A 26603-nucleotide genomic window follows, 5' to 3' on the forward strand; every position below is an offset into this window, starting at 1 on the left:
TGTAGCTGTCCACGGTCGCCATCAGCGCCAGGACCGCCTCCTTGCCGATCTTCGGCTCCTTGTCCTCGAGCGCCATCAGCGCCGAGCCCTTGGTGATCGGGATGTCGTCGCCCGGGAAGTCGTACTTCGACAGCAGCTCGCGCACCTCCAGCTCGACCAGCTCCAAGAGCTCCTCGTCGTCGACCATGTCGACCTTGTTGAGGAACACCACCAGCGCCGGGACGCCGACCTGGCGGGCCAGCAGGATGTGCTCGCGGGTCTGCGGCATCGGGCCATCGGCCGCCGACACCACCAGGATCGCGCCGTCCATCTGCGCCGCGCCCGTGATCATGTTCTTCACGTAGTCGGCGTGGCCGGGGCAGTCCACGTGCGCGTAGTGACGGTTCTGCGTCTCGTACTCCACGTGCGCCGTCGAGATCGTGATCCCGCGCGCCTTCTCCTCAGGCGCCTTGTCGATCTGGTCGTAGGCAGTGAACGTCGCCCCGCCCGTCTCGGCCAGGACCTTCGTGATCGCCGCCGTCAGAGACGTCTTGCCGTGATCGACGTGGCCGATCGTGCCAATGTTGCAGTGCGGCTTGGTGCGGGAGAACTTTTCCTTGCCCATGATTCCCATTCCTGCGGCGGGGACCACGCAAGGGCCCCGAATCCTGGTCCGCCGCCCCGAAGTTCCGACAGGGGCGAAAAACGCGGTCCGCTTAGAGGGTCGGCCGCCAGGGATCAAGCTCCGCGACGCGCGGGGGCCCGCCGACCGACCGCGCTGTCAAGCTGCGGATGCGAGTCTTGAACGGAGAAAGATCAATCACAGGCAGTATCCGCGCCGCTTTCGCGCCACAGTGTGGCTTCGCGGGCATAGCGGGATCCGTGCGGCCGAGCTTAAGTGGCGACAACAACGCGTCACCTCGGACCCCCGCCATGATGAAGAAGCTCCTCCTCGCCACCGCCGCGACGGCCCTGGTCACGACGGCCGCCTCCGCCGCCGACCTGCCGCGTCGCGCCGCCCCGCCGCCGGTCTTCACGCCGGTGCCGGTCTTCACCTGGACGGGCTTCTACGCCGGTCTCGAGTCCGCCTACACCTTCACCGACCGTGAGCGCATCACGACCGTCGGCGTCCAGCCCGGCAACGCCACCAACGTCGCCCTCGGCCGCCGCCCGTTCGCGACCTCGACCACGCAGGACGGCTTCGCCAACATCGGCGGCACCGCCGGCTACAACTACCAGTTCACGCCGGGCGCCGGCATCGTCGTCGGTATCGCCAACAGCATCGACTGGACGGACATCACCAAGAACCGGGTCGTGCTCGGCACCGGCAACGTCGCCGGCGGCCCGCCGAACATCAGCCAGTTCCGCCAGAGCCTCGACTGGCTCGGCACCCTCACCGGCCGCGTCGGCTACGCCTTCGACCGCGTCCTGGTCTACGGGATGGGCGGCCTCGCCTACGGCAACGTGTTCCACGACGCCAACTTCTACACCCCGGGCGGCCGCCTCCAGTTCGCCGGCCGCTACGACGACTTCAAGACCGGCTTCGCCTACGGCGGCGGCATCGAGTTCGCCCTGCCGACCGACAGCTTCCTGAACACCTTCGCGCTCGGCCGCTACATCGGCATCAAGTACGACGCCATCACGGTGAAGGCCGAGTACCTGCACTACGATCTCGGCAGCCAGAACGTGCTCGTCGGCGCGGTCCCGGGCGTGGGCAACGGCGCGTACATCTCGCGCTTCCGCACCGAGGGAAGCATCGTCCGCGCCGGCTTCAACTACAAGTTCGGCGGCATCTGAGACAGACGACGCCGGGGTCTCCCCGGCGGATCACAGCGAGGGCGGGTGCCGGCATCGGCGCCCGCCCTTTTTCGTGGCTCACGCGCGCCCCGCGAACTGCGGCCCGAGCCGCCGAGAGCCGCATCGCGTCAGCAGGCGCGCAGGTGCGCGACCAGCCGGGCGGCCGCCGCCTCCGCGGAGCCGGTATTGAGGATCGTCAGGTCCGCGGTGACGCCGCCCTCCCGGGCGAGACGCGCCGCCAGGTCGCCGTCCTGCGCGCGGCCGCGGGCGGCGATGCGCCGCGCCAGGATCTCGGGGGGCGCCGTGATCTCGACGACGCTCACCCGCGGGCCGCCCGCCCGCGCCCGCGCGACGACGCGGCGCGAGACGTTGCAGACCACCACGTGCCCGTCGGCGACGCGCCGGCCGACCGCCTCCGGGAGCGCGTAGCCGAGGCCGTGGGCGCGCCAGCTCAGGGTGAAGCGGCCGGCCGCGCAGCCCTCGCTGAAGGCCGCCTCGTCGATCTCGTCGTTGTCCTCGTCGGCCGAGGGGGGGCGGGTGACGAGGCGGCGCGGGAAGACGTAGCGCGGGTCGTCGTCGAGCGCCGCCCGGGCGAGCCGGATCAACGTGTCCTTGCCGGCCCCGCTCGGGCCGACCACGAGGACGAGGCAGCCCGCCATCAGGCGACCCGCCGGCCGGCGCGCCAGACCTGGCGGACCACCGGCACGCCCTCGGCCCGCTGCACGCGCACGAGGTCGGCCCGCAGCCCGGGCGCCAGGGCGCCGCGATCGGTCAGGCCGGTGGCGCGGGCGGGGTTCGACGTGACGGTGGCGAGCGCCGCGGGCAGCGTGATCCCGGGCGCCTGCTCGGGCAGCAGGAAGGCCGCCATCAGCAGGCTCGCCGGCACGTAGTCCGACGACAGGATGTCGAGGTGCCCGGCCTCGGCCAGCGCCAGGGCCGCGACGTTGCCGGAATGCGAGCCGCCGCGGATCAGGTTCGGCGCGCCCATCATCACGGTGAGGCCCTGCCGATGCGCGGCCTCGGCCGCCTCCAGGGTGGTGGGGAACTCGGCCAGCCGGACGCCCTCGCCGACCGCGAGGTCGACGTCGGCCAGGGTGGTGTCGTCGTGGCTCGCCAGCGGGATGCCCATCTCGCGGGCGAACTGGACGAGGGCTGGCCGGTTCTTCGCGTTGAGCGCCCGCCCGTCGCGGACCTTGCGCTCGGTGTTGGCCCGGATCTCGTCCATCGGCCGGCCGCCGCGGGTGGCGTAGGTGTAGTACTTCTCCATGTCGCGGAACTGCCGCTGGCCGGGCGTGTGGTCCATCAGCGAGATCAGCCCCACCGGGTAGCGGGCCGTGAAGGCCGCCACCGTGTCGAGCACGTCCAGGGAGGGCAATTCGCAGCGCAGGTGCGTGAAGTGCTCGGCCCGGAACAGGTCGGCGGCGCGCGCGGTGGCGATGGCGCCGGCGAGCTGCTCCAGCTCGGAGCCAAGGCCGCTGCCGTCCGGATCGCTGCCGGCACGGAGCGAATCGAACACCGTGGTGATTCCCGAGGCGGTAATCTGCGCGTCGTAGGCCAGGACGGCGCCGAGGGGATGCCAGCGCACCTTCGGGCGCGGCGCGAAATGGCTCTCCAGGTGGTCGGTGTGCAGCTCGATCAGGCCGGGGATCAGGTGGTCGCCGCCGAGATCGAGGCCGCGCGCGGGCGGGCGCCCCTCGCCGATCTCGGCGATCGCCCCGTCCGAGACCGCGAGCCAGCCGCGCTGCACCCGGTCCGGCAGGACCAGGGTCGCGTTCTCGAGGATGAAGTCGTCCATCGTGAGGATCCTCAGGCTGCCCGAGCTTGCGGCGCGAAGCGGGTGACATCGACCACCCGGGTCGCCACAGCGTCGCGCATCTCGCTGTCGTGGAAGATGCCGAGCACGCCGGCCCCGGCCCGGAGCTTCTCACGGACGAGCTCGGCCACCACGGCGCGGTTCTCGGCGTCCAGGGAGGCGGTGGGCTCGTCGAGGAGCAGGAGCGGCCGGTCGGCGATCAGGCCCCGGGCGATGTTGACCCGCTGCTGCTCGCCGCCCGAGAAGGTCGCGGGCGGCAGGCCCCAGAGCCGCTCCGGCAGGTTGAGCCGGGCCAGCAGGGTCTCGGCCCGCGCGCGCGCCGCCGCTTCGGACAATCCGCCCTCGCGGCCCGCGGCCTCGACGACGTCGAGGGCCGGGACCCGCGGGATCACCCGGAGGAACTGCGACACGTAGGCGATCACCCGCGCCCGCAACGCCAGGACCGCCCGCGGATCGGCCCGGACGACGTCCACGACCGTCGCGCCGTCGCGGACCAGGATCGCGCCGCCGTCGCAGCGGTAGTTGCCGTAGGCCATCTTCAGCAGCGAGGATTTTCCCGCGCCGGACGGGCCGCCGAGCACCACGCACTCGCCGGGCTCCACGGACAGGCTGACATCGCCCACCACCGGCAGCACGACGCCGCCGCGCAGGTGCAGAGTGAAGCTCTTGGCGACGGTCTCGAAGGTCAGGAGCGCGGTCATGCGGCGAGCACCGAGGCGACGAGGAGCTGGGTGTAGGCGTGCTCGGGATCGTCGAGCACCCGGTCGGTGAGGCCGGTCTCGATCACCCGGCCGGCGCGCATGACCATGATCCGGTGCGAGAGGAGCCGCGCCACCGCGAGGTCGTGGGTGACGATGATCACCGCGAGCCCCAGCTCGGCCGAGAGCCGGCGGATCAGGTCGAGGAGCCGGGCCTGGACCGAGACGTCGAGGCCGGAGGTCGGCTCGTCCATCAGCACCAGGCGGGGGCCGGTGACGAGGTTCCGGGCGATCTGCAGGCGCTGGCGCATGCCGCCGGAGAAGCGCGTCGGCGGGTCGTCGATCCGGTCGGCGGCGATCTCGACGCGGCCGAGCCAGTCGAGGGCCTGGGCGCGGATCCGCCCGTAATGGCGGTCGCCGAGCCCCATCAGCCGCTCGCCGACATTGCCGCCGGCGGAGACCGCCATGCGCAGGCCCTGGGCCGCGTCCTGGCGGACGAAGCCCCACTCGGTGCGCATCAGCGCCCGGCGCCCGGCCTCGCTCAAGGTGGCGAGGTCGCGCAGCGCGCCGTCGCGCATCCGGTAGGCGACCGTCCCGGAATCGGGCGCCAATTCGGTGGCGATGAGGGAGAGGAGCGTCGACTTGCCGGAACCGGATTCGCCCACGATCGCCAGCACCTCGCCGGGGACGAGGTCGAACGACACGTCGGCGCAGGCGAGGCGGGCCCCGTAGCGCTTGGTCAGGCCGCGGACCTGAAGCAGGGTTTCGCTCATCGGGTCGCCTCCGCGGCGTCGGGCAGGAAGGGGGGATCGAGGCGGAAGCTGTAGCCGTAGCGCTCGAAGCCGAGGCTCTCGTAGAAGACGTGGGCCGGCTTGGCGTCGACGTTCGACGACAGGGCGAGCTTGTAGCAGCCCCGCGCCTCGGCGAGCCGGGCCGCCTCGTGCATCATCGCCCGGCCGTGGCCGCCGCCGCGGTGCCGGGACGCGACCACGACACTCTCGACGAGCGCCGAGGGCGTGCCCCAGTGGGCGATGTTGTCGAGGATGACGAGACAGAAGGTGCCGACGACAGCGCCGTCGCGTTCGGCCACGTAGAGCCCGTAATCGGGATAGGCCGCGAGCCGGTCGAGCAGCGCCCCGGCCTGCGCCAGGGTCGCCACCCGCCCGCCGTTCAGCTCGGCGTAGAGGTCGAGGATCGCGGGCAGGTCGGGCTTTCCGGCCCGGCGGATTGTGAGGTCGCTCATGCCGCGTCTCATGCCGCGTCCCCCGTGCCGACATGGCCGTCCGCGCGGCGCCCCTCGCAATGGTCGGTGTCCGAGCAGACGAACATCCGCCGGCCCGCATCGTCGAGCAGCACCTCGTCGAGATAGACGCCCTCGGCACCGCACAGCGCGCAGGGATGCTCGAACGCCTGGATCCGGAACGGGTGGTCCTCGAAGTCGAGGCTGCGCACCCGCGTGTAGGGCGGCACCGCGTAGATCCGCCGCTCGCGGCCCGCGCCGAAGAGCTGGAGCGCCGGGCAGTCGTCCATCTTGGGGTTGTCGAATTTCGGCGTCGGCGACGGGTCCATCACGTAGCGGCCCGCCACCTCCACCGGGTACGCGTAGGTGGTGGCGATGTGGCCGTGGCGGCTGATGTCCTCGTAGAGCTTCACGTGCATGGCGCCGTACTCGGCCAGCGCGTGGAGCTGGCGGGTCTCGGTCTCGCGGGGCTCGAGGAAGCGCAGGGGCTCGGGGATCGGCACCTGGTAGACGAGGGTCTGCCCCTCGGTGAGCGGCGTCTCGGGGATGCGGTGGCGGGTCTGGATCACCGTCGCCTCCGCGGTGCGGGTGGTGGTGGCCACCCCGGAGGTCTTGGCGAAGAAGCGGCGGATCGAGACCGCGTTGGTGGTGTCGTCGGCGCCCTGGTCGATGACCTTCAGCACGTCCGAGCGCCCGAGGATCGCGGCCGTCACCTGCACGCCGCCGGTGCCCCAGCCGTAGGGCATCGGCATCTCGCGGGAGGCGAAGGGCACCTGGTAGCCCGGCACCGCGATGGCCTTGAGGATGGCCCGGCGGATCATCCGCTTCGTGCCCTCGTCGAGATAGGCGAAGTTGTAGCCCGGTTCGCTCTCCGGGCGGTGCGCGATCGCGGCGCTCATTCGGCGGCCTCCTGCATCTCGACGGTGTCGGACCCGCGCTCGAACTCGGTACGTAGCCGGCGAACCAGTTCCAGCTCGGCCTGGAAGTCGACGTAGTGGGGCAGCTTCAGGTGCTCGACGAAGCCGGTCGCCTGGAGACTGTCGCAGTGGGCCAGCACGAATTCCTGGTCCTGGGCCGGGCTCGCCACCGGCTCGCCCAGCTCCTCCGCGCGGAGCGCCCGGTCGACCAGGGCCATCGCCATGGCCTTGCGCTCGCTCTGCCCGAAGCTCAGCCCGTAGCCGCGGGTGAATTGCGGCGGGGCCGCCCCGGAGCCCTTGAACTGGTTGACCATCTGGCACTCGGTGAGCCGAATGCGGCCGAGCGGCACCGCGAAGCCCAGCTCCTCGGGCACGAACTCGACCGCGACCTCCCCGACCCGGATCTCGCCGACGAACGGGTGGGTGCGGCCGTAGCCGCGCTGCGTCGAGTAGGCGAGGCCGAGCACGAAGCCCTCGTCGCCCCGGGCCAGCGCCTGGAGGCGCAGCGCCCGGTCAGCGGGGTAGTCCACCGGCTCGCGGGTGAGGTCGCCCGCGGGCGCGCCGTCGTCGGGGGGCGAGGGCTCGATCAGGCCGTCCCGGGCCAGCAGGTCGGTGACCCGCGGGCAGGTGCCGGCATCGGCGCGCGGCGCGGCCTCGGCGGCGGGCTCGATCCCGGCTTCGGACTCGGCCGCGAGCGCGAAGTCGACCAGCCTGTGGGTGTAGTCGAAGGTCGGCCCGAGCACCTGCCCGCCGGGCAGATCCTTGAACGTCGCGGAGATCCGGCGCTCGACCGCCATGGCGCCGGTGTCGACCGGCGCGGAGGCGCCGAAGCGCGGCAGCGTGGTCCGGTAGGCGCGGACCAGGAACACCGCCTCGACCACGTCGCCGCGCGCCTGCTTGAGCGCCAGCGCCGCGAGGTCCGGATCGTAGAGCGAGCCCTCGGTCATGACCCGGTCGACGAGCAGCGCCATCTGCTCCCGGATCTGCGCCACGGAGAGCTCCGGCACGGCCGGGTCGCCGCGGCGCGCCTCGGCGAGGAGCCGGTGGGCGTTGTCGATGGCGGTCTCGCCGCCCTTCACGGCCACGTACATGGATCAGGCCTCCGTCACCGTGGTGGAGCGCGGCAGGCCGGCCACGCGGCCGGGCGCCGTCAGGATCAGGTCGATGCCCAGGGGGAAGCCCGCGCGGTTCTCCGCGAGCTGCGCCGCGAAGCCGTCCGGCAGGGGCGCCGGCGCGATCCGGGCGGTGCCCCGGATGCCGGGGCCGGACAGGTGCAGCCCCTCCCCCTCCGCGAGCGCGTCGAGGGCGAGCACCAGCGTCGTGGCGGTGTCGGGATAGGCCGGCGTCCCGGCGGCGAACTCCGCCAGCGGCGGGCAGCGCGCCGGGTCGCTGATCAGCGCGAAGGCCGCCGCGGCCGGGTCGCCGGTGAGCGGCGCGCCGGTGTGGAAGCGCAGGTATTCCGCGACCTCCGGCGCCGCGGCGAGGGCCGGATCGAGCCAGACCGGCGTGTCGGCGTCGGTGAGCGTCAGCGCGACGGCGGCCAGTTCCGGCGTCAGGGGCGCGGGCGGCGCGAGGCCCGGCGCGAGGGACCGGACGCGTCCGGGGCGGGCGAGGGCGTCCATCACGGCGCGGAACGTGTCCTGCGCGTCGTGAACCGGGTCGGCGAAGCCGGGGGCGAGCATGCTCAATCCTCTCCGCGGGCGAGGGTCAGGAAGTCGACCCGGGTGGCGGCCGTGCGCCGGGCGGCCCGATCCCGAGAGGCCGCGAGCCGCCGGGCGGCGGGCTCCAGGGCGGCCTCGACCCGGGCGCGCCGGACGGGATCCTGCCAGAGGGCGTCGAGGATCGCGGCGAGCCGCGCCTTCGCGCGGTCGCGGCCGAGATGGTAGGCGAAGCCCGCCGGACCGTCCGCGAGGCGGATGGCGGCCCGGGTCACGCTGACCTCGCCGAGATTGAACGGGCGACCGTCGCCGCCGATCCGGCCCGACGCCATCACGAGACCGGTCTCGGGCGGACGCAGGTCCGCGGCCGCGGGCGCTTCGAGGCCCGACACGGCCGCCTCGAGGGCCGCCTCGAGATCCGCGCGGCTCGCCTCGGCACACAGGGCCATGACCGCTTGGCGCGCCGCGGTCTCGCCCTCGGATCCCGGATGTCTCGGGGTCGTCGTCATCGCGAATCCCTTCGTCGCTCGGTTGTCTAGGTGTATAGACAACTGGCGTGCGCCGCACAAATGAAGTTTGGATGACAGGATGGATGCGCAGGAGCAGGCGGCCGCCCTCGTCCGGGGCGAGGGGCTGACGGCGTGGCGGCAGATCGCCGACGCGCTGACGGCCGAGATCGCGGCGGGACGCTACGCGCCGGGACAGCAGCTCCCCGCCGAGGCCGCCCTGGCGACGCGGTTCGCGGTGAACCGGCACACGGTGCGGCGCGCCCTCGCGGCGCTGGCCGAGGGCGGGCTCGTGCGCGCCAGCCAGGGCCGGGGCACCTTCGTGGAGGAGGCGCCGCTCGCCTACCCGATCGGGCCGCGCACGCGCTTCTCCGAGATCGTCGCCGGGGCCGGGCGCGAGGCCTGGGGCGACCTCGTCGCGGCGACCACGGTCCAGGCCGGGACCGAGCAGGCGGCGTCCCTGGCCCTCGCCCCCGGCGCGCCGATCCTGGAGTTGCTGACGGTCCACCGGGCGGACGGCGCGCCGCTCTCGACGGCGCTGACCTGGCTGCCGCTGCCGCGCTTCGCGGGTTTCGCCGAGGCCTACGCGGCGCGCGGCTCGATCACCCGGGCCTTCGCGACCTGCGGCGTCCACGACTACACCCGGCTCTCGACGCGGATCCGGGCCCGCCCCGCGGATCCCGCGGAGGCGCAGCGCCTCGACATCGCGCCGGGGCGGGTCGTGATGGTGGTGTCGAGCGTCAACATCGATCCCGCCGGCGTGCCGATCCAGGCGAACCGCACCCTGTTCGCCGCCGACCGCGTGGAGCTGGTGATCGGCGGGTGATGCGATGTCCGCGCGACCTCCGCGCGACCTCCGCGCGACCTCCGCGCGATGTCCGCGCGATGTCCGCGCGACGGCCTCGGCACTCCGTCCTCGCGAGCGGAGCGAAGCGAGCCGGGGCAGAGCGACCCTGGGTCGTTGCGCTCCGCACGTGATGCCGGAAAGCCGAGGCCTCCCTCAGCGCGCCGCCGGCCCGATGATCGCCCGGCGCAGGCGGGTCGAGACCCAGTCGATCGCCGCCACGGTCACGAGGATCATCAGCACCAGGAAGGCGACCTGCTGCAGCTCCAGCACGCGGATCAGCTCGGTGAGGTACTGGCCGATCCCGCCCGCGCCGACGATGCCGATGATCGTCGCCGAGCGGGTGTTCGACTCGAAGAAGTAGAGGACCTGGCTCGCCAGCACCGGCAGCACCCCCGGGATCAGCCCGAAGCGGATGCGGTGGAGCGCCGAGCCGCCCGAAGCGACGACGCCCTCGCCGGCCCGCTTGTCGCAGGTCTCGATCGCCTCCGAGAACAGCTTGCCGAGCGCCCCGAAATCCGAGCACGCGATCGCGAGCGCCCCGGCGAACGGGCCCAGGCCGACGACGTTGATCCAGATCAGCGCCCAGATCAGCACGTCGACCGAGCGCATCACGTCGAGGCCGCGGCGGACCGCGAACCGCGCGAACGGGTTGGGCACGACGTTCCGCGCCGCCAGGAACGCCACCGGGAAGGCGAGGATCGCGGCCGTCAGCGTGCCCAGGAAGGCGATGCCGAGGGTCTCGCCCAGCGCGTGCAGGAAGGTCCAGAACTGGCCCTCCGGCGATGGCGGCAGCATCAGCACCGCGAAGGTGCCGAGCCGCCCGAGCCCGTGGAGGATCCGCGCCACCGAGAAGTCGAGGCGCCAGTAGCCGAGCGCCGCGAGCCCCACCAGGACGACGAGCAGGGCGGCGAGCCGCGCCCGCCCCGGCCAGTCGGTGCGGAACTGCGCTGGGTAGCGCGCGCGCAGGCGGCCGAGGTCGGCCCGGGCCGCCGCCCGCAGGGTCTCGGGACGCGCGCTCATCGGGCGTGCTCCGCGCCGATCAGGCGGTGGCGGACCCGCTCGGTGACGAGGTCGATGCAGAAGACGGTCAGGATGATCAGCACGAGGATCGCGCTCACGTCCGCGTAGTAGAAATTGCGGATCGCCACGAGGAATTCCTGGCCGATGCCGCCGGCGCCGACGAAGCCCATCACCCCGGCGCCGCGCACGTTGATCTCGAAGCGCAGCAGCGTGTAGGAGGCGAAGTTCGACAGCACCTGCGGCAGGACCGCGAAGCGCACCGTCTGGACCCAGGTCGCGCCCGAGGCCGACAGGCCCTCGACGGGCCGCATGTCGATGTTCTCGACCACCTCGGAGAACAGCTTGCCCAGCGCGCCCGTGGTGTGGATCGCGATGGCGAGCACGCCCACCATCGGGCCGAGGCCGAAGGCGATGACGAAGATAAGCGCGAACACGACCTCGGGGACGGTGCGGCACAGTTCCAGGAGGCGCTTGGCGCCGACGCGCAGCACGCGCGACCGCACGAGGTTGGCGGCGGCCACGAAGCTGAGGGCGAAGCCCGCCAGCCCCCCGAGCAGCGTCCCGAGATAGGCCATGAGCAGGGTCTCGCCCAGCAGGCCCAGCCATCTGGGCAGGCCCCAGTACCAGGCGCGGACGTCCTCGAGCGGGTGCTCGAGGCTGATCGGCGGCAGGATCTGCTGGATGTAGGCGGTGAACTTGCCGATGTTCTCGGCGAAGACCAGCGGCCGCACCTCGGCGATCAGGCCGGCGACCACGGCGAGCGCCGCCACCAGGGCGAAGCCCGCCAGCGTGCGGCGGCGGGCCTCGCCGGTCGCCGCGGCGTAGAGGCCGGAGAGGGCGGCTGCCCGCTCCGGCGACAGGGGTGTCAGACCGCGCAAGGCAGGCGGCTCCGGATCAGGACTTCCGACGCTGCTCGTCGTTGAACCGCAGCATGTCGATGATCGGCTGGTAATCCTTGAGGGTCACCGGCGTGAGATCCTGGTCCTTGCCGTCGGAGAGCCGGTCGAACGCGGCCTTGTCGGCCTTCGGCAGGGCCACGAAGGCGTCGCGGATCTTGGCCTTCAGGTCGTCCGGCAGGCTCGCCAGCACGGCGAAGGGCCCCTCCGGCAGGAAGTCGGACTTGAACACGACCCGGAAGTCCGACTGCTGCATCGGCGTGCCGTCGGGCTTCTTGAGCATGCCCTTGGCGGCCATGCGGGTGACCATCGTGTCGGTCTCGGAGTTCCACAGGTTGGCGGCGGCGTCGGCCGTGCCCTGGGTGAGCGCCAGGACGGCGTTCTCGTGGCTGCCCGCGTAGAAGGTCTTGCCGAAGAACTTCTCGACGTCGTAGCCGGCCCGCTTCAGGAAGAAGCGCGGCGCCTGGTTACCGGAGGTGGAGTTCGGATCGACCAGCGCGAGGTTCTTGCCCTTGAGATCCTCGACGGTCTTGTAGGGGCTGGAGGCCAGCACGTAGACCACCGAATAGTAGCCCGAGGCGCCGGTCTCGTGCTTCTGGTTGACGATCGGCTCGATCTTGACGCCGGTCATCACGGCCCGCGCGAACGAGGCCGGCCCGTACCACGCGATCTGGATGTTGCCGGCGCGCTGGCCCTCGATCACGGCGGCGTAGTCGCTCGCCACCCGCAGCTTCACCGGCACGCCGAGCGTCTTGGTCAGGTAGGCGGTGAGCGGCGCCCAGCGGTCGGCGGTGCCCGAGGCGTTCTCGGCCGGGATCACGCCGAGCGTCAGCTCCGGATACTGCGCCTTCCAGTCCTGGGCGGCGGCCGGCAGGCCGAGGAGGGCGAGGGCCGCGGCGGCGGCGGCGAGGGTGCGTCGGGTGATCATCGGGTCGTCCTTCGTGGCGTCGGCGAGGTTCGGCCGGCCGGAGGCCGGTCGGGCGTTTCCAAGACGGTGCACTTTGGCGGTGCGCTCTGGCGGTGTTCGTTGGGGCCCGGGGCCCGGATCAGGCGCCGAGGGCGGCCTCGCGGACCGGGCGGACCGGTACGAGACCGGGCCGGCCCGGCATCGCGGCCCGCTGCTCCGCCTCGCGCTGCGCGGAATCGTCCAGCACTTCTCCGGCCTCCAGGCCGTAGAGCCGGCGCGCCACGTCCTCGGTGAGGTCGAAGGGGCCGCCCTCGAACACGACCCGCCCGGCCGCGAGGCCGACGAGGCGATCGCAGTAGGCGCGGGCGAGGTCGAGGGAGTGCAGGTTGCACAGCACCGTGATGCCGTAGCGCCGGTTCACGTCGGCGAGCGCGTCCATCACGAGCCGCGTGTTGCGCGGGTCGAGCGAGGCAACCGGCTCGTCGGCGAGCAGGATCTCGGGTTCCTGCACGAGGGCGCGGGCGATGGCGACGCGCTGCTGCTGGCCGCCCGACAGGCCGTCGGCCCGCTGGCCGGCGAACTCGCCCATGTCGAAGCTCTCCAGGGCGGCGAGGGCCATGGCGCGGTCCTCGGCGGACCATTGCCGGAGCAGGGCGCGGTGGGTCGGCACGTGGCTGAGGCGTCCCATCAGCACGTTGGTCATGACGTCGAGCCGGCCGACGAGGTTGAATTGCTGGAAGATCATGGCGCAGCGGGTGCGCCACTCGCGCAGCGGGCGGCCGCGCAGGGTGGTGACCTCGCGGCCGTCGTGGAGGATGCGTCCCGAGCTCGGATCCGCCAGCCGGTTGATGAGGCGCAGCAGCGTCGACTTGCCGGCACCGGACCGGCCGATCACCCCGACGAAGCTGCCGGGCTCGATCCGGAGCGACACGCCGTCGACGGCGCGTCGGTCGCCGTACTGGCGCGTGAGATCCTCGATAACCAGCATGCCACCATCCGCCGGGGAACGGCCGCACGTAGACGCCGGTTTGACGACGATTGGATGACGTATTCGGGACGATTATATTTGCCGGCGCAGCATCTCGGCTTTTCGATAGCCGACTTAATCTTCGTGGCGCTCCAGGAATGCTTCGATGGGCAGCCCGCGGAAATCCGGCAGCGCCCGGCGCAGGCGCTCATGGTCCCAGTCCCACCACGCCAGGCGGGTCAGACGGTCCGCGACCACCTCGGGGAAGCGGCGCCGGACCGGCCGGGCGGGATTGCCGACGACGATCGTGTAGGGCTCGACGTCGCGGGTGACGATGGCGCCCGCCCCCACCACCGCGCCGGTGCCGATCGTGCGCCCGGGCAGGACGACCGCGCCGTGGCCGATCCAGACATCGTGGCCGATCGCCACCGGGCTCGCCCGGCGCCGGTCGAAGAAGGCGGGCTCGTCCGATTCCTCCGGCCAGTAGGCGCGCGCCCGGTAGGTGAAGTGCGCCTGCGACGCCCGCTCCATCGGGTGGTTGCCGGGATTGATCCGCACGCTGGCGGCGATCGAGCAGAACTTGCCGATCGCGGTGTAGATCACCTCGCCGTCCTCACCGATGTAGGAATAGTCGTCGAGGGTCGTCTCGGTGAGGCGGGTGCGGGCGCCGACCTCGGTGTAGCGGCCGAGGCGGCTGTCGACGACCCGGGCGCTCGGATCGAGGGCGGGTTCGAGGCCGAGGGGGCGGTCAACCACGGGTCTCTCCGAAGGGCAGGCGCGCCAGGAGCCGGAACGGCCCCGACCCGTCCTGGGTCAGGAGGCTGACGGCGTCGATCCGCAGGGGCTCCGGTCCCGCGGCGGCGTAGGCCTCGGACAGGCGCCGGTGCCAGAGGTCGCGCTCCGCCTCCGGCAGGGCGTCGGTCAGGGTCATGTGGAAGCGGAAGGCCTCGAACACGTAGGGGTAGCCCCAGCGGTCGAGGAGCGCGCGGCCGCGCGGGTCGAGGCGCTCCGGCCGGCGCTTGGCGCGCTCGGCCTCCGTGAGCGGCGCCCGGAACGGGTCGAGGGCGGCGACGCACTCGGCGGCGAGGAGCCCGAGTTCCGGCGGCGGGCCCTCCGGTACCAGGGCGAGGAACGGCCCGAGGGCGGCGACCCGGAGCGGCCCCACCGCCACCGGCGGGTGCGCGGCCGCGAGGGCGCGGGCGGCGGCCACGAGGTCGGCCTCCCCGGTGCCCGGGGCGAGGCGCAGCGGCGCCTTGAGGGTGGCGTGGAACCCGTAGACCCGCGCGCCCGCCGTGACCGCAGCGAGATCACCGAGCCTCTCCGGGTGCGGCACCGGCAGCCCGGTGACGTTGTCGGTGCCGAGGATCGCGCGGCCGAAGGCTTCGAGGCGCGAATCCGGGGCGGGCAGCCAGTAGAGGGCGTAGCGGCGCGACACGTCAGGGCCTCCGATCGCCGGGCGGTCAGGCCGTCGGCGCGTAGGTGCGCGCGTCGGCGGCCCGCCGGGGGCGCACCTCCATGGCATTGCCCCGCCACACGATGGCGCTCCGCATCCAGGCGCCGACCCAGATCGCCGGGATCAGGGCGTCGCGCGCCAGGAAGGCCGCCAGCGTGCGGGGCGAGCGGTGCCAGCCCGCGCGGGCCGCGAGCCGGTGCTCGGCGGCATAGCACAGGGCGGCGAGGCCGGCAGCGCCCGCGAGGCCCGCGAGGCTTCCGGCCCAGAGGGCGACGAGGAGCGCCGGCAGCAGGACGCCGCTGCCGATCTCGGGGGCGAAGAACAGCGGGAAGGTCACGCGGCGCAGGCGCGCCCAGCGCAGCTGCCGCGACCAGACCTCCCGGAAGCCGCGCGGGCCGAGCGGCTGCTCGAACGGGCTCGCCACGAGGTGGACCCGCTTGCCCGCGGCGCGCACGAGCTTGGTGGCGGCCGCGTCCTCGGCGATCTCGGCCGCCAGTGCCTGGAGGCCGCCCTGCGCCTCCAGGAAGGGCTTGTGCCAGAGCATGCTCTTGCCCTGCGCGAAGCCCAGCCCGAACGCCTCGGCGGCGTATTGCCAGCGCGCCTGCAGGGTGTTCAGGAAGGCGCACTCCACCTCCGCCATGAAGCTGCCCGGGCGGGCGCCGGCCGGGGTGGAGCAGACGAGGCCGGTATCGGCGCGCCACGCCGCCTGGAGCCGCTGGAGGTAGTCCGGCGGCATGGCGACGTTGGAATCGGCGAGCACCACCCAGTCGTGAGCGGCGGCGCGCCAGCCGCGCAGGCAGTTGTTGAGCTTCGGGTTCGCGCTGACGCGCTCGTCGCCGAGGATCAGGCGGGCCGGCACGTGCGGGTGGGCCTCGATCAGGCGCTCCACCATCGGGACGATCGGGTCGGCCGGGTCGGCCACGCAGAAGATCAGCTCGTAGGACGGGTAGTCGAGGCAGAAGCTGCGGAGGAGCATCTCCTCGCTGTAGGCCTCGACCCCGCGCAGGGGGCGGACCAGGGAGACGGGCGCGCCGTCCGGGAACCGCGACGGGCCGTGGTCCCGGCCGAGGCGCCGGGCCGCGACGGCGATGCTGCCGATCTGGACGACGGCCAGGAGCGCGCCGAGGGACAGGGCCGGCACCGTGGCGTCAATCATGCGGATCCCTCGTGCGATCGGGCGAGCGGTCCGGTCCGCTAGCGGCCGGACCGCGTCAGGCGTGTGACAGCGCCGCCCGACGCTCTCGGACACGATCTCGGACACGCTCTCGGACACGCTCGCCGACGCGCGGCGTCGCGGGCCGTCACCCAACCGTCACCGCGCGGTTTTAATCCCCGCTCACCACGAAAGATTCCGCGCGAGGGTTCATGTCCGATACCGCCGTGATGCCGTCGGGGGCGGTGGGAGACCGGAAGGCGGGCGGCCCGCGCCTCGACCACGGGATGCATCTCGGCGGGGTGGTCGCGTTCCTGCTCGTCCTCGTGGCGGGCCTGGGCTACGCGGTGGTGAGCCTCGTCGCGGACATGAACGCGGTCGGGGAGGCGCCCCTGGCCTACGGCGCCTTCGCGCTGCTCGGCCTCGCCCTGCTGATCGCCCTCGCCTTCGAGTTCGTGAACGGCTTCCACGACACGGCCAACGCGGTCGCCACGGTGATCTACACCCACTCGATGCCGCCGCTCGTCGCGGTGATCTGGTCGGGCGTGTTCAACTTCCTCGGCGTGATGCTGTCCTCGGGCGCGGTGGCCTACGCGATCGTCACGCTGCTGCCGGTCGAGCTGATCCTCAACGTCGGCTCGCACGCGGGCTACGCGATGATCTTCGCGCTGCTGCTGGCGGCCATCATCTGGAACCTCGGGACCTGGGCGTTCGGGCTGCCGAACTCGTCGTCCCACGCGCTGATCGGCTCGGTGCTCGGCGTCGGCCTCGCCAACCAGCTGATGAACGGCGGCGACGGCACCGCGGGCGTCGACTGGACCCAGGCGCTCAACGTCTTCAAGGCGCTGCTGTTCTCCCCGGTCTGCGGCTTCGTGCTCGCGGCGCTGCTGCTGCTCGCCCTGAAGGTCACGGTCCGCCGCAGGGACCTCTACGAGGCGCCCGCGGGCGAGGCGCCCCCGCCCCTCTGGATCCGCGGCCTGCTGATCCTCACCTGCACGCTGGTCTCGTTCTTCCACGGCGGCAATGACGGGCAGAAGGGCATGGGCCTGATCATGCTGATCCTGATCGGCGCCGCCCCCACCGCCTACGCGCTCAACCGCACCATGGCGGACGACACGACGCCCGCCTTCGTGCAGGCCTCGACGGCGGCGAGCGCGGTGTTCGCCGCCCGCGCCCCCGGCGCGTCGGTGCCGGACGCCGCGGCCGCGCGCCGGACCGTGACGGAGGCGCTCAAGACCAAGGCGCTGAACACGCCGCCTGTCTACGCGGCGCTGGCGGCGCTCTCCGACGACATCGCCGCCAGCGTGAAGAATTACGGCGCGATCCGCACGGTGCCGGCCGCCCAGACCCAGAACCTGCGCAGCGACATGTACCTCGCCGCCGACGCGGTGCGCGTGCTGCCAGGCGCCGGGGCCGATTTCTCGGAGGCCGACAGGGCGGACCTGAAGCGCTACGCGGGCCTGCTCAACGACGGCACGCGCTACATCCCGGGCTGGGTGAAGGTCTGCGTCGCCCTGGCGCTGGGTCTCGGCACCATGGTCGGATGGAAGCGCATCGTCGTCACGGTGGGCGAGAAGATCGGCAAGACCCACCTGACCTACGCGCAGGGCGCCTCGGCCGAGATCGTCGCCGCCGGCACGATCGGGCTGGCCGAGCTCTACGGCCTGCCGGTCTCGACCACCCACATCCTGTCGTCGGGCGTCGCCGGCACGATGGCGGCCAATGGCTCGGGCCTCCAGATGTCCACGGTGCGCAACATGGCGCTCGCCTGGATCCTGACCCTGCCGGCGGCGATCACCCTCGCGGCCGCTCTGTTCTACCTCCTGCGCCACCTGTTCTGACGCGGGTCCGGCCGGACGGGCCGGAGACCGTGCTCCGCCCGCCGACGAAGCGACCCGGTCTCCGGCCTCCCGCAGCGCGCCCCGGCGCTTCAGGAACTCGCCATCGCCCGCACGAAGGCCAGGCAGGTCCGGCGCGCCGCCGGACTGTCGATCGCCACGAAGGCCGAGACGAGGTCGGCCGCCTGGGTCATGGCCGCGTCGGGCCGGTCGGCATCCGGGTAGAAGCTCGCCACCGGCACGTCGAGGATGCCGGCGATGCGGCTCAGGGCGTCGCTCGTGCGCGCCGCCCCCGGGGACGGCGCGCGGTCCCGGGCCGGATCCGCGGAAGCGTCGGGCGCCATCGCTCAGGCCGCCTTGTGGCCGAGCTGGATCGCCCGGGCGATCTCCGAGCGCCGCGCGGCGTAGCCCGGGGCCACCATCGGGTAGTCGGCCGGCAGGCCGTACTTCGCCCGGTACCGCTCGGGGGTGAGGCCGTGCGCGGTGAGGTGGCGCTTCAGGGTCTGGTACGACCGGCCGTCGATGAAGCTGATCAGGCCGTCCTGCTGGATCGAGGCATCGACCTGCGACTGGCTCAGCCCGACCCCGCCGAACTCCGACGGCGCGCAGCGGAGCACCGCGATCGCCGTGTGCACTTGGTCGATCAGCGCCGGCAGTGCCGTGACCTCGATCGCGTTGCGCGAGACGTAGGCCGCGACGATCGCGCCGACCTTCTCCAGCATGAAGGTTGAACGGTGGTCGGTGAGGTGGTCCATCTGAGACATCGCTGTTCGAGGGCGTCCCGATCCGCGCGCTCCGTCTCCGGTGGGCCCGCTCGCGCGGGCTTTGCGGGACGAAACCGAGGCGACGGGCCAGCCGAGGGATTTCTACCTCAAGTTGATTTCACTCCGTTTCTTGAGGTTGCAGATAATATACAATATGAGCGGCCGGCGGTTTGTCCGGCAGCGCGAGGTTTTTTGCTCCACCGCGCAACCGGCGGCATTCCCGCCATGGTTACTGATACGTTCACTGATTTCGGTCGCTGAGATCGGCGTCTGAACCGGATATCGGCATCGGCCGATCCCGGCGGCGCGCAACCTCGGGGGCCCCCGGCGCCGATCCGGGACCGCTCGGTCGCGGCGGTCGCGCGCCTGACCGATCCCGCCCGCGCGGCGTGCGGCCACGCCCGTCTCCCCCCGCTCCGGGGCCGGTCGCGGCCCGACGGTCCGGAACGGCCGGCCCGCGCCGGCCAGCCGCGATGCACCGCCCCGGCGCGACCGGGGCGGCGGGCCGCCTCACACCGCGCGGTCGCTCCGGCGCAGGCTCGCCGGCATGGCGAAGAGCGCCAGCCCGGCGGCGACGAGGCAGAGCACGCCGATCCCGTAGAGCGCGGGCGTCGTCGAGCCGGTGAGATCCTTCACCCAGCCGACCATAACCGGGCTGACGATGCCGCCGAACTGCCCGAGGGTGTTGATCAGCGCGATCCCGCCCGCCGCGCCGACGCCGGTGACGAGCTTGGCCGGCAGCGTCCAGAAGGTCGGGATCGAGGCGACGATGCCGGCGCCGAGGAGCGCCAGGGCGAACATCAGCGGCACGATATGCTTGTCGAACAGGCCGGCGCCGAAGAAGCCGAGCGCCGCCGCGATGGCGAGGCCCGCGACGAATTTCGGCCGCTCGCCCGAGGCGTCGGACAGGCGCCCGATCACCACCATGCTGATCGCCCCGCAGATGTAGGGGATCGCCGTCAGGAACCCCACCGAGGCCGCCTGCCCGCCGCTCGCGGTCTTGATCAGGTCCGGTCCCCAGAAGTTCAGCCCGTAGGAGCCGACCTGCAGGAGGAAGTAGATCAGCCCGATCATCAGGAAGCCCGGCTGGCGGATCGCCCCGAGCAGCGAGTGGTCGCCGATGTCCCGGTTGTGGTGGGCGATCCGACTCGACAGGAGCGCCTTCTCGGGCTCGGAGAGCCACGTCGCGTCGGCGATCCGGTCGTCGAGGCGCGCCAGCACGAGCAGGCCGAGCACGAGGCAGGGCAGGCCGCCGGCCAGGAACAGCCATTGCCAGCCGGCGAGGCCGCCGACGCCGTTGAGGCCGCCGAGGATCAGGCCCGCCACCGGCGCCCCGAAGATCCCCGAGAAGGCCGAGGCCACGAACATGAACGAGGTGATGCGGCCGCGATGCGAGGCCGGGAACCAGATGGTCAGGTAATAGAGGATGCCCGGCGCGAAGCCCGCCTCCATGGCGCCGATCAGGAAGCGCAGGGCGTAGAAGTGCCACTCGCTGCGGATGAAGATCATCAGCGCGGTGGCGATGCCCCAGGAGATCATGATCCGGGCGATCCAGCGCCGCGCCCCGACCCGGTAGAGGAACAGGTTCGAGGGCACCTCGAAGATCACGTAGCCGACGACGAACATGCTCGCGCCGAGCCCGTAGGCGACGTTGCTGAAGCCGAGGTCGCTCTGGAGCTGGAACTTGGCGAAACTGATGTTGATGCGGTCGAAGAACGCGAACATGTAGCAGATCATGATCAGCGGCATGAGCCGCCACGCGACCTTGCGGACGACGCCGGTCTCCGTCACCGCGCCGGCCTCGGCGGCGGCCGGCGACCCGGACAGGGCTGCGGTCATGGTTTCCTCCGTGGTGTGTTCTTGAGGGACGTGTCGTGGGCGGTGCCGCCTTCGGGCGGGCGGCTTCCCGCGAAGTCAGGTTCGGGCGCAGCTCACGGCACACGACGGCGACGCCGCCTTCGCCGGACGAGGCGCGGGTCCCCTCTCCCGTGCGGGAGAGGGACAGGGTGAGGGATCAGGTCTGTCCGGATGAGAAGCGTCCTGCCGGCGCGTCGACGGTGTGCCGCATCCGGAGAGTTCTCACCCCTCACCCCGACCCTCTCCCGGACGGGAGAGGGAGCGCGTCGCGTCCAACGCGTGGGGCGGGCCATTGTGAGCCCGCCCCTCCCCGTCTCCGGCTCAGGCCGCCCGGGCGGGGGCCGGATGCAGGTCGCAGGGCCGTCCGGCCTTAGCGACCTGGCCGGGCACGTCGTGGCCGACGAGGCGCGGCAGGTCCCGCGACAGGCCGATCAGCGCCGGGAGGTCGAGGCCCGTCGGCAGGCCCATCTCGTGGGCCATGCTGACGAGATCCTCGGTGCAGATGTTGCCGGTGGCACCGGGTGCGAACGGGCAGCCGCCCAGGCCGCCGAGCGCGGCGTCGAAGCGGCGGGCGCCCGCGTCGTAGGCCGCCAGCACGTTGGCGAGGCCGAGGCCGCGCGTGTTGTGGAAGTGGAGCGTCAGGCGCCCGGGACCGACCAGGGGCAGGACCCGCGCGACGAGGCGGCTCACCTGCCGGGGATTGGCCATGCCGGTCGTGTCGGCCAGCGTCACCCCGTCGACGCCCAGCGACAGGTAGCGCTCCACCTGCGCGACGACCCTGTCGGCCGGCTGGTCGCCCTCGAACGGGCAGCCGAAGGCGGTCGCCACCGTGGCGTTGGTGCTGAGCGGGGCGCCGCGCACCGAATCCATGATCCGCGCGAAGCCGGCGATCGAGTCGGCCGGGCTCATGCCCATGTTGGCGCGGTTGTGGGTCTCGCTCACCGAGGCGACGAGGTTGATCTCGTCGACCCTGGCGGCGAGCGCCCGCTCGGCGCCCTTCGGGTTCGGCACCAGGGCGACGTAGACGGTCCCGGGCCGGCGCCGGATCCCGGAGAAGACCTCGGCCGCGTCGGCGAGCGCCGGCACCGCCTTCGGAGAGACGAAGGACGAGACCTCGATCCGGCTGAAGCCGGCCTCGGCCAGAGCGTCGATCAGGCAGATCTTCTCCGCGGTCGGCACGAAGACCGGTTCGATCTGGAAGCCGTCGCGGGTCGCGACCTCCTGGACGATCAGGGCGTCGCCGCTCATGCCACGGCTCCCTTCTCGCGCAGCGCGGCGATGCGCGCCGGGTCGAGACCGAGCTCGGCGAGCACGGAATCGGTGTGGGCGCCGAGGGCCGGCCCCTGCCAGCGGACTTCGCCGGGCGTATCGGAGAGCTTCGGGACGATGCCGGGCATCTTCACCGCGGTCCCGCCGGGCAGCTCCGCCTGCAGGATCATGTCGCGCGCCTGATAATGCGGGTCGGCCACGATGTCGGCCACCGAGTAGATGCGGCCGGCCGGCACGTCGGCGGCGTCGAGGGCGGCGAGCGCCTCCTCGACCGTCTGCGTCTTCGACCAGTCGGCGATGGTGCCGTCCAGCATGGCGGATTGCCTGGAGCGGCCCTCGTTGTTGCGCAGCGCCGGATCGTCCGCGAGGTCGGGCCGGCCGATCGCCGTCATCAGGCGGCGGAAGATCGGATCGCTGTTGCCGGCGATGACCACGTAGCCGCCGTCCCGCGTCGGGTAGGTGTTCGACGGGGTGATGCCCGGCAGGGCGCCGCCGGTGCGGGTGCGGACCTCGCCCAGCAGGTCGTATTCCGGGACGAGGCTCTCCATGACGTTGAACACGCTCTCGACGAGCGAGACGTCGATGACCTGGCCGGCGCCCTGCCCGGTCTTGACCCGCAGCAGGGCCATCAGCGCGCCGATGACGCCGTGGAGCGAGGCCAGGGTGTCGCCGATGCTGACGCCGACCCGGGCCGGCGGGGCCTCCGGGCTGCCGGTGGTGAAGCGGATGCCGCCCATCGACTCGCCGATGGCGCCGAAGCCGGGCCGGTCGCGGTAGGGGCCGGTCTGGCCGTAGCCGGAGATCCGCACCATCACGAGCTTCGGGTTGAGGGCGGAGAGCACGTCCCAGCCGAGGCCGAGCTTCTCCAGGCCCCCGGGACGGAAGTTCTCGACCACCACGTCGGCGCTCGCGGCGAGCTGCTTGACGATGTCGAGCCCCTCGGGCGCCTTCAGATTGACGGCGATCGACTTCTTGTTGCGCGACTGCAGGTACCACCAGAGCGAGGTGCCCTCGTGCATCTTGCGCCACTTCCGGAGGGGATCGCCCTCACCCGGGGGCTCGACCTTGATGACCTCGGCGCCGAACTCGGCCATCAGCCGCGTCGCGAAGGGCGCGGCGATCAGCTGACCGAGCTCGAGAACGCGGATACCGCTGAGCGGACCGGACACGGCTTTCCTCCATCGTTTGTTGCCCAGGAGATAGGGCTCTTCCGGTGGCCAAGTCCAAACGCCATGCACCACCGTGCGTTCGCCGCAGGAGAACGCACGCTCAGCGACCGGCGGCCCGGAGATGCTCCAGCAGGAGGGCGGCCGCCGGCGACAGGGCGCCCGGGCGGACCACGAGGCGCAGCGTGCGCACGGCCCAGGGATCGGTGAGCGGCACCGCGGCGAGCCGCATCGGGGGGCCGAGCAGGGCGTAGACGCGCTCCGGCACGGTCCCGAGGCCGAGCCCGACCTGCGCCATGCGGCAGATCGCGTCGAAGCTCGGGACGTGCATCCGCAGCCGCAGCGGCCGGCCGAGGCGCCGGGCCTCGTCGCGCAGGGCGGCGTAGATCGAACTCTCCGCGTGCAGCCCGACATGGTCGTAGTCGAGGGTGTCGGCCAGCGCGACGGCGCCGCGTCCGCTCAAGGGATGCCCGGCCGGCATCACCAGGACGAGGCGGTCGCTCCGGTACGGGTAGGCGGTGAGGCTGCGGGTGTCGGTGTTGTCCGCGCAGAGGCCGAGATCGGCGAAGCCCTCCTCGACGCCGGCGACGACGCCGCCGCTCGGCCGCTCCTCCAGGTCCACCCGGATCCCGTCCTGCGCCGCCAGGAAGGCCTGCAGGTCCTCGGGCAGGAACTCCACGATGGCCGAGAGGTTGGCGAGCACCCGCACGAAGCCGCGCACGCCCCGGGCGTGCTCGGCGAGTTCCAGGGCGATCTGCTCGGCGCTCGCCAGCATCCGCCGGGTGTGGTGCAGCAGGGTCTCGCCCGCCGGGGTGAGCCGCATGCCGCGCGGCTCGCGGGTGAGCAGGGTGCAGCCCAGCGCGTGCTCCAGCTCGGCGAGGCGCTTGCTCACCGCCGAGGGCGCGATCGCCGCCCGGCGGGCCGCGCCGTTCAGGGTCCCCTCCGCGCAGATGGCCGCGAACAGCCGGAGCGTCTTCAGGTCGAGGCGGCTGAGGGTCGCGGCCGCGGGCAGGTCGGCGGACATCGGGCGGCTCGGTCCGGGCGCGCCCTCAGTCGCGCGATCCGACCGGCTGGCCGTAGGTACCGAGTCCGGCCTTGGCCCCCTCCCGGTTGACGAGGCCGAACCGCAGCACCGCCTGCTCCAGGTAGTCGATCGCGTCGACGAGGTGGGCGCGCGCCGCGGCGACGCTCTCGTCGCCCTCCTCGACCGGCGTCTCGGCGAGCTTCACGGCGGCGATCAGGACGCGGTCGCGCTCGTCCTCGATCCGCGAGTCGCGGGCGAGGTGGCCCCGGACCCGGGCGTCGAACGTCGCGATGACCGACCAGGGCAGCGCGTCCTTGCCGGACGGCGCCCGGTACGCCCGGGCGTGGCGCCGCGCGTCGGCGCTGGCGGCCCTGACATGGTCGGCGAGTGCTGCATCCATTCCCGGCCTCCGCGGCGCCGCGCCGATCGGTCCTCCGCCGGACCATCGGCTCGAGGGTCCGAACGTGCGCCGGCCCGGTCCGTTGCCGACGCCCTTAGCGGGCCGCGCCACAAACCTTCAAGACCCGTCGGGCGAGGGCCTTACCTTGGCGGTTCCGGCCCTTATCTCTCGGGCTCGTGATCAAGCGGCCGAGTCTCGGCCGGCAGATGGGGGACGATATGGGAACGACGCTGACGGCCGGCGCGGTGCGCCGGACATCGCCCGCGGCGCGCCTCCTCGGCGTGCTCTCGGTGATCCTGGTAGCCGCGGGTCTCTCCGGCTGCGGGGCGGTGAACCGGGTGCCGACGCTGCAGGAGCAGGCCAAATCCGCGTGGAGCGAAGTGCAGAACCAGTACCAGCGGCGGGCCGACCTGATCCCCAACCTCGTCGAGACCGTGAAGGGCTACGCGCAGCAGGAGAAGGACGTGCTGATCGGCGTCACCGAGGCGCGCGCCAAGGCGTCCAGCGTGAAGGTCGACGCCTCCACGGTCAGCGATCCGCAGAAGTTCAAGGAGTACCAGGACGCCCAGAACCAGCTCTCGGGCGCGCTCGGACGTCTCTTGGTGACGGTGGAGCGGTATCCCGACCTCAAGTCGAACCAGAACTTCCTCGCCCTGCAATCCCAGCTGGAGGGCACCGAGAACCGCATCGCGGTGGCGCGGCGCGACTACATCACGGCGGTCCAGGCCTACAACACCGAGGTGCGCACGATCCCGGGCCGCTGGATCGCGGCCGTGCTTTACCCCGACGCCAAGCCGATGGAGACCTTCACGGCGACGCCGAACGCCGATCGGCCGCCGAACGTGAAGTTCTAGGATGCGGCGCGTGGGGCGGCGCGTAGGACCGACCATGACCCGGACCCGGGGCGGGATCCTGCCCGACCGGGTGCGGCTCGCCCTGTCGCTCGCCGTCCTGGCGGCGTGCCTGACGGTCTTCGCGCTCGGGGCGCTGGCGGCGGAGCTGACCTTCCCGACGCTGACCGGCCGCGTGGTCGACGCGGCCGGCATCCTGACGCCGGAGCAGCGCGGCACCCTCGAGGCCAAGCTGAAGGCGCACGAGGACAAGACCTCGGACCAGGTGGTCGTCGCCACGGTGCCGAACCTGCAGGGCACGGCCGTCGAGGACTACGCCAACCGCCTGTTCCGGGACTGGAAGCTCGGGCAGGCCAAGACCAACAACGGCGTCCTGCTGCTGGTGGCGCCGAGCGAGCGGAAGGTCCGGATCGAGGTCGGCTACGGCCTGGAGGGGGCGCTGACCGACGCCCTGTCCAAGGTGATCATCGCCGGCGCCATCACGCCGCGCTTCAAGACCGGCGACTATTTCGGCGGCCTCGACGCCGGCGTCGACGGCATCCTGTCGATCCTGGCCGGCGACGCGCAGGACTGGCAGCGCAAGCCGCAGGTGCGGTCCGACGAGGTCGATCCCGCCCAGGTGGCGGTCTTCGTCGTCCTGCTCCTGATCGTGGTGTTCGTCGCGTGGCGCATGAGCCGCGGCGGCCGGTCGAGGCCCGGCGGCCTCGTCATCCTGCCGGGGCCCGGCTCGGGCGGGTGGGGCGGCGGCTTCTCGGACGGCGGGTCGGGCGGCTCCTCGGGCGGTTTCGACGGTGGATTTTCCGGCGGCGGCGGCTCGTCGGGCGGCGGAGGGGCCTCCGGTGACTGGTAGACGCGCGGCTGTCCTGACTCCGGAAGCGCAGGAGCGGCTCGCCCAGGCGGTCGGGCGCGCGGAGGCCGGGACCTCCGGCGAGATCGTCGTGATGGTGAGCCGGCGCGCCGGCGCCTACCGCTCGATCGTGCTGCTCACCGCCCTCGTCACGGCGCTGGTCCTGCCCTGGCCGCTGATCGCCCTGACCGCCTGGAGCGCCGCGTCGATCCTGCTGGCGCAGGCGGCCCTCGTGGCGGCGATCCTCGCGGCGAGCCAGAACGAGCGGCTGCGCATGGCCCTGGTGCCGCGCCGCCTGCGCCGCGCCCGCGCCCGGGAGGCGGCCCGGCGAGCCTTCTGGTCGCGCGGCCTGAGCCTGACGCGCCGGCGCACCGGCATCCTGCTCTACCTGTCGCTCGCCGAGCGGCACGCCGAGATCGTCACCGATCTCGGCGTCCTGCGGGAGATCCCGCCCTCCGCCTGGGACGGGATCCTCGCCGAGCTGATACCGGCGCTCGGGCGCGGCGCCATCGAGGACGGCCTGACGGCGGCGGTCGCGCGCGTCGGGGCCTGCCTGGCGGAGCATCTCCCCGCGGGCCCGGGCGATCCCGACGAGCTGCCGAACCGGGTCGTCGTGGTCGACTGACGGCGCCGCCGGCCGTCGCGGTCGGGCGCCGGTGACGCGTCATTCGAACGGTGGACGCGCCCAAATCCGGCAGGCCGCACGATCGCTGTGGCCTGTGACACTCCGATATTG

Annotated in this window: 30 protein-coding genes; 6 read left to right on the plus strand and 24 right to left on the minus strand. The window is 72.7% G+C overall.

The genetic code is table 11. The features are described from left to right. Window positions 1–604: GTP-binding protein (locus ACLBYB_RS21430; RefSeq protein WP_447699989.1), on the minus strand; the 604-nt coding region annotated here is incomplete at its 3' end. A 308-nt stretch (window positions 605–912) separates the two neighbouring features. Here ACLBYB_RS21430 and ACLBYB_RS21435 point away from each other — a divergent pair. Next, a complete protein-coding gene (locus ACLBYB_RS21435) occupies window positions 913–1776 on the plus strand; it encodes an outer membrane protein (RefSeq protein ID WP_056523827.1) in 864 nt (287 codons plus the stop codon). Window positions 1777–1904: 128 nt separating this feature from the next. Here the strand turns inward: ACLBYB_RS21435 and phnN are convergent, their stop codons facing one another. The 9 genes from phnN to phnG are packed head-to-tail and all read right to left on the minus strand — an operon-like array spanning window position 1905 to window position 8611. Next, window positions 1905–2435, minus strand: coding sequence for a phosphonate metabolism protein/1,5-bisphosphokinase (PRPP-forming) PhnN (gene phnN / locus ACLBYB_RS21440; protein ID WP_447699990.1), 531 nt, complete (start codon window positions 2433–2435; stop codon window positions 1905–1907). Further along, a complete protein-coding gene (locus ACLBYB_RS21445) occupies window positions 2435–3571 on the minus strand; it encodes an alpha-D-ribose 1-methylphosphonate 5-triphosphate diphosphatase (RefSeq protein WP_205833342.1) in 1137 nt (378 codons plus the stop codon). Before ACLBYB_RS21445 ends, phnN begins: the two co-directional genes overlap by 1 nt. Before the next feature lie 11 nt (window positions 3572–3582). Then, window positions 3583–4290 (minus strand): phosphonate C-P lyase system protein PhnL, encoded by a 708-nt coding sequence (phnL, locus tag ACLBYB_RS21450; protein WP_020093758.1) that lies wholly within the window; start codon window positions 4288–4290, stop codon window positions 3583–3585. Beyond that, window positions 4287–5060 carry a phosphonate C-P lyase system protein PhnK gene (phnK, locus tag ACLBYB_RS21455; RefSeq protein WP_447682595.1) on the minus strand — a complete coding sequence of 258 codons (774 nt, stop codon included), beginning with the start codon at window positions 5058–5060 and terminating at the stop codon, window positions 4287–4289. Before phnK ends, phnL begins: the two co-directional genes overlap by 4 nt. Beyond that, window positions 5057–5530, minus strand: a complete 474-nt coding sequence (locus ACLBYB_RS21460; RefSeq protein ID WP_447699991.1) for an N-acetyltransferase family protein — start codon at window positions 5528–5530, stop codon at window positions 5057–5059. Before ACLBYB_RS21460 ends, phnK begins: the two co-directional genes overlap by 4 nt. Before the next feature lie 8 nt (window positions 5531–5538). Beyond that, entirely contained in the window at window positions 5539–6426 is an 888-nt protein-coding gene (locus tag ACLBYB_RS21465; RefSeq protein WP_020093761.1) for an alpha-D-ribose 1-methylphosphonate 5-phosphate C-P-lyase PhnJ, read from the minus strand. After that, window positions 6423–7535, minus strand: coding sequence for a carbon-phosphorus lyase complex subunit PhnI (locus tag ACLBYB_RS21470; protein ID WP_447699992.1), 1113 nt, complete (start codon window positions 7533–7535; stop codon window positions 6423–6425). Before ACLBYB_RS21470 ends, ACLBYB_RS21465 begins: the two co-directional genes overlap by 4 nt. Before the next feature lie 3 nt (window positions 7536–7538). Continuing rightward, complete coding sequence (gene phnH, locus ACLBYB_RS21475) at window positions 7539–8126, minus strand: phosphonate C-P lyase system protein PhnH (protein ID WP_447699993.1); 588 nt, start codon at window positions 8124–8126, stop codon at window positions 7539–7541. A gap of 2 nt (window positions 8127–8128) precedes the next feature. Then, window positions 8129–8611, minus strand: a complete 483-nt coding sequence (gene phnG, locus ACLBYB_RS21480) for a phosphonate C-P lyase system protein PhnG (RefSeq protein WP_091980051.1) — start codon at window positions 8609–8611, stop codon at window positions 8129–8131. 79 nt (window positions 8612–8690) lie between these two features. On the opposite strand from phnG, the gene phnF reads away from it, so the two are divergent. Continuing rightward, on the plus strand, window positions 8691–9434 hold the full coding sequence (phnF, locus tag ACLBYB_RS21485; protein WP_447682591.1) for a phosphonate metabolism transcriptional regulator PhnF: 744 nt from the start codon (window positions 8691–8693) through the stop codon (window positions 9432–9434). Between the two features lie 174 nt (window positions 9435–9608). Here the strand turns inward: phnF and phnE (ACLBYB_RS21490) are convergent, their stop codons facing one another. The 7 genes from phnE (ACLBYB_RS21490) to ACLBYB_RS21520 all read right to left on the minus strand — a co-directional run bounded on the left by phnE (ACLBYB_RS21490) (window position 9609) and on the right by ACLBYB_RS21520 (window position 15854). Further along, window positions 9609–10475, minus strand: a complete 867-nt coding sequence (gene phnE, locus ACLBYB_RS21490) for a phosphonate ABC transporter, permease protein PhnE (protein WP_020093766.1) — start codon at window positions 10473–10475, stop codon at window positions 9609–9611. Continuing rightward, window positions 10472–11353 carry a phosphonate ABC transporter, permease protein PhnE gene (phnE, locus tag ACLBYB_RS21495; RefSeq protein WP_447699994.1) on the minus strand — a complete coding sequence of 294 codons (882 nt, stop codon included), beginning with the start codon at window positions 11351–11353 and terminating at the stop codon, window positions 10472–10474. The genes phnE (ACLBYB_RS21490) and phnE (ACLBYB_RS21495) overlap by 4 nt, the downstream gene beginning before the upstream one ends. Before the next feature lie 16 nt (window positions 11354–11369). Continuing rightward, window positions 11370–12299: a phosphonate ABC transporter substrate-binding protein gene (gene phnD / locus ACLBYB_RS21500; protein WP_026605019.1), complete on the minus strand. Its 930-nt coding sequence runs from the start codon at window positions 12297–12299 to the stop codon at window positions 11370–11372. 118 nt (window positions 12300–12417) lie between these two features. Continuing rightward, a complete protein-coding gene (gene phnC, locus ACLBYB_RS21505) occupies window positions 12418–13266 on the minus strand; it encodes a phosphonate ABC transporter ATP-binding protein (protein ID WP_020093769.1) in 849 nt (282 codons plus the stop codon). Window positions 13267–13380: 114 nt separating this feature from the next. Next, entirely contained in the window at window positions 13381–14001 is a 621-nt protein-coding gene (locus ACLBYB_RS21510; RefSeq protein ID WP_091681758.1) for a chloramphenicol acetyltransferase, read from the minus strand. Continuing rightward, the gene (locus ACLBYB_RS21515; protein ID WP_447699995.1) at window positions 13994–14680 is read right to left on the minus strand and encodes a DUF1045 domain-containing protein; all 687 of its coding nucleotides are present in this window, start codon (window positions 14678–14680) and stop codon (window positions 13994–13996) included. Before ACLBYB_RS21515 ends, ACLBYB_RS21510 begins: the two co-directional genes overlap by 8 nt. Window positions 14681–14705: 25 nt before the next feature. Next, window positions 14706–15854 carry a ceramide glucosyltransferase gene (locus tag ACLBYB_RS21520; RefSeq protein WP_447699996.1) on the minus strand — a complete coding sequence of 383 codons (1149 nt, stop codon included), beginning with the start codon at window positions 15852–15854 and terminating at the stop codon, window positions 14706–14708. A gap of 209 nt (window positions 15855–16063) precedes the next feature. Here ACLBYB_RS21520 and ACLBYB_RS21525 point away from each other — a divergent pair, with 209 nt between their 5' ends. Next, on the plus strand, window positions 16064–17692 hold the full coding sequence (locus tag ACLBYB_RS21525; protein ID WP_447699997.1) for an inorganic phosphate transporter: 1629 nt from the start codon (window positions 16064–16066) through the stop codon (window positions 17690–17692). Window positions 17693–17781: 89 nt separating this feature from the next. Here ACLBYB_RS21525 and ACLBYB_RS21530 read toward each other — a convergent pair whose 3' ends face one another. From ACLBYB_RS21530 to ACLBYB_RS21560, 7 genes are all read right to left on the minus strand, one after another. Beyond that, on the minus strand, window positions 17782–18033 hold the full coding sequence (locus ACLBYB_RS21530) for a hypothetical protein (RefSeq protein WP_100252747.1): 252 nt from the start codon (window positions 18031–18033) through the stop codon (window positions 17782–17784). Between the two features lie 3 nt (window positions 18034–18036). Continuing rightward, the gene (locus ACLBYB_RS21535) at window positions 18037–18444 is read right to left on the minus strand and encodes a MucR family transcriptional regulator (RefSeq protein WP_020093775.1); all 408 of its coding nucleotides are present in this window, start codon (window positions 18442–18444) and stop codon (window positions 18037–18039) included. Window positions 18445–18963: 519 nt separating this feature from the next. Then, entirely contained in the window at window positions 18964–20292 is a 1329-nt protein-coding gene (locus ACLBYB_RS21540; RefSeq protein ID WP_447699998.1) for an MFS transporter, read from the minus strand. Window positions 20293–20631: 339 nt separating this feature from the next. Beyond that, on the minus strand, window positions 20632–21558 hold the full coding sequence (locus ACLBYB_RS21545; RefSeq protein WP_447699999.1) for a hydroxymethylglutaryl-CoA lyase: 927 nt from the start codon (window positions 21556–21558) through the stop codon (window positions 20632–20634). After that, window positions 21555–22748 carry a CaiB/BaiF CoA transferase family protein gene (locus ACLBYB_RS21550; RefSeq protein ID WP_447700000.1) on the minus strand — a complete coding sequence of 398 codons (1194 nt, stop codon included), beginning with the start codon at window positions 22746–22748 and terminating at the stop codon, window positions 21555–21557. Before ACLBYB_RS21550 ends, ACLBYB_RS21545 begins: the two co-directional genes overlap by 4 nt. 100 nt (window positions 22749–22848) lie before the next feature. Then, window positions 22849–23769: a LysR substrate-binding domain-containing protein gene (locus ACLBYB_RS21555; RefSeq protein ID WP_056523758.1), complete on the minus strand. Its 921-nt coding sequence runs from the start codon at window positions 23767–23769 to the stop codon at window positions 22849–22851. A gap of 25 nt (window positions 23770–23794) precedes the next feature. Continuing rightward, window positions 23795–24169, minus strand: a complete 375-nt coding sequence (locus ACLBYB_RS21560; RefSeq protein WP_447700001.1) for a hypothetical protein — start codon at window positions 24167–24169, stop codon at window positions 23795–23797. Between the two features lie 230 nt (window positions 24170–24399). On the opposite strand from ACLBYB_RS21560, the gene ACLBYB_RS21565 reads away from it, so the two are divergent. From ACLBYB_RS21565 to ACLBYB_RS21575, 3 genes are read left to right on the plus strand one after another with little or no spacing between them, the layout of a single operon-like run. Continuing rightward, window positions 24400–25023 carry a LemA family protein gene (locus ACLBYB_RS21565; protein ID WP_376738905.1) on the plus strand — a complete coding sequence of 208 codons (624 nt, stop codon included), beginning with the start codon at window positions 24400–24402 and terminating at the stop codon, window positions 25021–25023. A 34-nt stretch (window positions 25024–25057) separates the two neighbouring features. Next, window positions 25058–25870 carry a TPM domain-containing protein gene (locus tag ACLBYB_RS21570; RefSeq protein WP_447700002.1) on the plus strand — a complete coding sequence of 271 codons (813 nt, stop codon included), beginning with the start codon at window positions 25058–25060 and terminating at the stop codon, window positions 25868–25870. Further along, entirely contained in the window at window positions 25860–26492 is a 633-nt protein-coding gene (locus ACLBYB_RS21575; RefSeq protein WP_091681772.1) for a TPM domain-containing protein, read from the plus strand. Before ACLBYB_RS21570 ends, ACLBYB_RS21575 begins: the two co-directional genes overlap by 11 nt. Window positions 26493–26603: the final 111 nt, after the last annotated feature.

It is taken from the genome of Methylobacterium sp. D54C, assembly GCF_053345595.1.

Coding starts and splice junctions, on each gene's coding strand:
- ACLBYB_RS21435 (WP_056523827.1), top strand. CDS start 913: ATGATGAAGAAGCTCCTCCTCGCCACCGCCGCGACGGCCCTGGTCACG.
- phnN (WP_447699990.1), bottom strand. CDS start 2,435: ATGGCGGGCTGCCTCGTCCTCGTGGTCGGCCCGAGCGGGGCCGGCAAG.
- ACLBYB_RS21445 (WP_205833342.1), bottom strand. CDS start 3,571: ATGGACGACTTCATCCTCGAGAACGCGACCCTGGTCCTGCCGGACCGG.
- phnL (WP_020093758.1), bottom strand. CDS start 4,290: ATGACCGCGCTCCTGACCTTCGAGACCGTCGCCAAGAGCTTCACTCTG.
- phnK (WP_447682595.1), bottom strand. CDS start 5,060: ATGAGCGAAACCCTGCTTCAGGTCCGCGGCCTGACCAAGCGCTACGGG.
- ACLBYB_RS21460 (WP_447699991.1), bottom strand. CDS start 5,530: ATGAGCGACCTCACAATCCGCCGGGCCGGAAAGCCCGACCTGCCCGCG.
- ACLBYB_RS21465 (WP_020093761.1), bottom strand. CDS start 6,426: ATGAGCGCCGCGATCGCGCACCGCCCGGAGAGCGAACCGGGCTACAAC.
- ACLBYB_RS21470 (WP_447699992.1), bottom strand. CDS start 7,535: ATGTACGTGGCCGTGAAGGGCGGCGAGACCGCCATCGACAACGCCCAC.
- phnH (WP_447699993.1), bottom strand. CDS start 8,126: ATGCTCGCCCCCGGCTTCGCCGACCCGGTTCACGACGCGCAGGACACG.
- phnG (WP_091980051.1), bottom strand. CDS start 8,611: ATGACGACGACCCCGAGACATCCGGGATCCGAGGGCGAGACCGCGGCG.
- phnF (WP_447682591.1), top strand. CDS start 8,691: ATGGATGCGCAGGAGCAGGCGGCCGCCCTCGTCCGGGGCGAGGGGCTG.
- phnE (WP_020093766.1), bottom strand. CDS start 10,475: ATGAGCGCGCGTCCCGAGACCCTGCGGGCGGCGGCCCGGGCCGACCTC.
- phnD (WP_026605019.1), bottom strand. CDS start 12,299: ATGATCACCCGACGCACCCTCGCCGCCGCCGCCGCGGCCCTCGCCCTC.
- phnC (WP_020093769.1), bottom strand. CDS start 13,266: ATGCTGGTTATCGAGGATCTCACGCGCCAGTACGGCGACCGACGCGCC.
- ACLBYB_RS21520 (WP_447699996.1), bottom strand. CDS start 15,854: ATGATTGACGCCACGGTGCCGGCCCTGTCCCTCGGCGCGCTCCTGGCC.
- ACLBYB_RS21525 (WP_447699997.1), top strand. CDS start 16,064: ATGTCCGATACCGCCGTGATGCCGTCGGGGGCGGTGGGAGACCGGAAG.
- ACLBYB_RS21530 (WP_100252747.1), bottom strand. CDS start 18,033: ATGGCGCCCGACGCTTCCGCGGATCCGGCCCGGGACCGCGCGCCGTCC.
- ACLBYB_RS21535 (WP_020093775.1), bottom strand. CDS start 18,444: ATGGACCACCTCACCGACCACCGTTCAACCTTCATGCTGGAGAAGGTC.
- ACLBYB_RS21540 (WP_447699998.1), bottom strand. CDS start 20,292: ATGACCGCAGCCCTGTCCGGGTCGCCGGCCGCCGCCGAGGCCGGCGCG.
- ACLBYB_RS21545 (WP_447699999.1), bottom strand. CDS start 21,558: ATGAGCGGCGACGCCCTGATCGTCCAGGAGGTCGCGACCCGCGACGGC.
- ACLBYB_RS21555 (WP_056523758.1), bottom strand. CDS start 23,769: ATGTCCGCCGACCTGCCCGCGGCCGCGACCCTCAGCCGCCTCGACCTG.
- ACLBYB_RS21560 (WP_447700001.1), bottom strand. CDS start 24,169: ATGGATGCAGCACTCGCCGACCATGTCAGGGCCGCCAGCGCCGACGCG.
- ACLBYB_RS21570 (WP_447700002.1), top strand. CDS start 25,058: ATGACCCGGACCCGGGGCGGGATCCTGCCCGACCGGGTGCGGCTCGCC.